Consider the following 2,209-nt stretch of genomic DNA (forward strand, 5'->3'; position numbering starts at 1 on the left):
TACGTATTGCTATTTTGTTGGACAAAAACATTTGTATGATAAAAAAGGATAAGAAAAAGGATAAAATTTAGATAAAAATGTTTTGATAAGAAGTAGCTTCAAATTTACAAGAAGGATTAAGGGTAGCAATTTTAGCTAATTTTCCTTGCTCCAAAATAGCTACACGGATGGCACAAACTTTTAATTGATTGCAACATTATGTGAGAAACCAAAACAATGGTAGTTTTTAGTTTTTGATTGGTTGTTTGCAATAATCCTAAAATCTCTTGACTTGTCATTTCATCCAGGGCAAAAAGTAGGTTCGTCACAAAAAAATAATTTTAGGCTCGTAAACTAATGCACGTGCAATGGCTACACGTTGTTTTTATCCGCCCGAAAGCGTCTTAGGATAGGCATTTGCAAATTGGCGAAGTCCTATTGCATCGAGCATTTTATTTACTTTAGTAGTAATTTGTTCTTCGGAGTACTTCTTATTTCTAAAGGAAGAGCCGCATTTTCAAAAACATTTAAATTACTCAAAAGATTAAAATTTTGAAAAATCATAGCACTTTTCAGATGACTAAAAAAGCTGCATGGAAGAATTAGCATTTTTATCAGGCAACATAAATCCATTCATAATTTTTTAATAAAGTAGTTTTGCCAGAACTCAAATTCCTACTAACTCCAAAAGATTTCCGCTTTCAAAACTGCAATTGAAATGTTTTGTAAAACTGGAAGTTTTCTTTTTTAAGGAAAAAAGTTTTCGAAGATTATTAATTTTAATCATAAATAATTCCTTGTTTATTTTTTTTAATTTAAATGATTGGAAAATTGGAAAGTAGGTGAAAAAAATAAAAAAGTTTAAAACACAAATGATAAAGTAAAGATAAAAAGTTTAAAGCATTAATTGTAGTTGTTAAGAGATTGTAAAAGCTTTTTCAAAATTAGCAGGTAAGATTGCTTCTAAAATAAGATTTTTGATTGGTGATAGGGTGGTTGAATTTTAACATTTCGTATGCAAAAATTGACCTTAAAGGAGTAATAATATGGTGTGATGAACCATAAAGTAGATCTCCTATAATAGGACGTTTGAGGAAGGAAAATGTGCTCTTAGTTGATGAGTTCTTCCTGTTTCCAAATTAAATTCCATCAAAGAAAAGTGAGAAAAACGTTGCAAAGTTTTAAAATGAGTAACAGCAGTTTTGCCGTCTGGAATAACTTGCATTTTTAATCGATTATGAGGATTTCTTCCAATAGGCAGTTTGATAGTGCTTATCTTCTAAAAACCTTCAATTAAAGCCCAATAGATTTTGGTAATTTTTCTTTGTTGGAAAGCACTTGTAGTTTGTCGCTTACATCATTATTTTTGGCACACTAATAAACCAGTAGTATTTTTGTCAAGTCTATGCACGATACCCAGGTCTTTGGGCATCTGCTATGACTTAAAGGTAAATTGGTACAACAAGCCATTAACTAAGGTTGCTTCTTGAAAAATTAAAGAAGGGTGTGTTGGCTCAAATCATATGTCATTAATAACTGCTAAATAGGGGTCTTCGTAAATGATGTCTAAATTAAGGTTTTGAGGAGTTTGTAAATTCAACAGATTCTTGAGTTTGAGGGATAATAACTGTAATGAGGTCTTGGTTTTGAGCAATAACTTTTTTTCGCAGGTTTGGAGTTGACCAAAACTTGTTGTGCCAAAATTAATTTTGACATTGACTTTTATTTAAATTAATGTGAGTCAATAAAAAATGATCCCATAAACGTTGAAATGCCTCACTGGCAGAAATAAGAAACTCTTTTTTTCATTCATGTAAAGGCCTTGTTTTTCACTAAAAGTTAAAAAAATGTAGTAAAAGAATTGGGTTTCAAAAATAAAAGAAAAAATAATAAAAAGGTTAAAAAATCAAGAAAAAGCATTGGTGATAAATTTAAATTATCATAACGAACACCAACTCTAAGCAAGCTTAAAATTGGTGTTAATTGTAAAGATATTTTTTTTTTAAAAAACTATTTTTGAAATGAAAAAATAGATTGGTTTTGGGGTTTATTCGAATCTGTTGACACAACTTCTGGAGAAGTTGTTTCCTTATTGTTTGGATTTGATTCGTTTAATTCTTGGTTGGTTCAAATTGGTTTTTGTTTTCAATTCATCATTTAAAGGAGTTGTATCAGTGCTAGTTATTTCGTTGCTTGAAGAAAGTATTTGAGAAGTTGGTTGGGTTGGAGT

At 30.0% G+C, this 2,209-nt stretch carries 1 protein-coding gene; it reads right to left on the reverse strand.

Translation table 11 applies throughout. The features are described from left to right. Positions 1-1,054: 1,054 nt before the first annotated feature. Entirely contained in the window at positions 1,055-1,204 is a 150-nt protein-coding gene (locus ACEW7V_RS03050) for a pseudouridine synthase (protein WP_374695400.1), read from the reverse strand. Positions 1,205-2,209: the final 1,005 nt, after the last annotated feature.

The organism is Areca yellow leaf disease phytoplasma, assembly GCF_041920595.1.

Coding starts and splice junctions, on each gene's coding strand:
- ACEW7V_RS03050 (WP_374695400.1), bottom strand. CDS start 1,204: ATGCAAGTTATTCCAGACGGCAAAACTGCTGTTACTCATTTTAAAACT.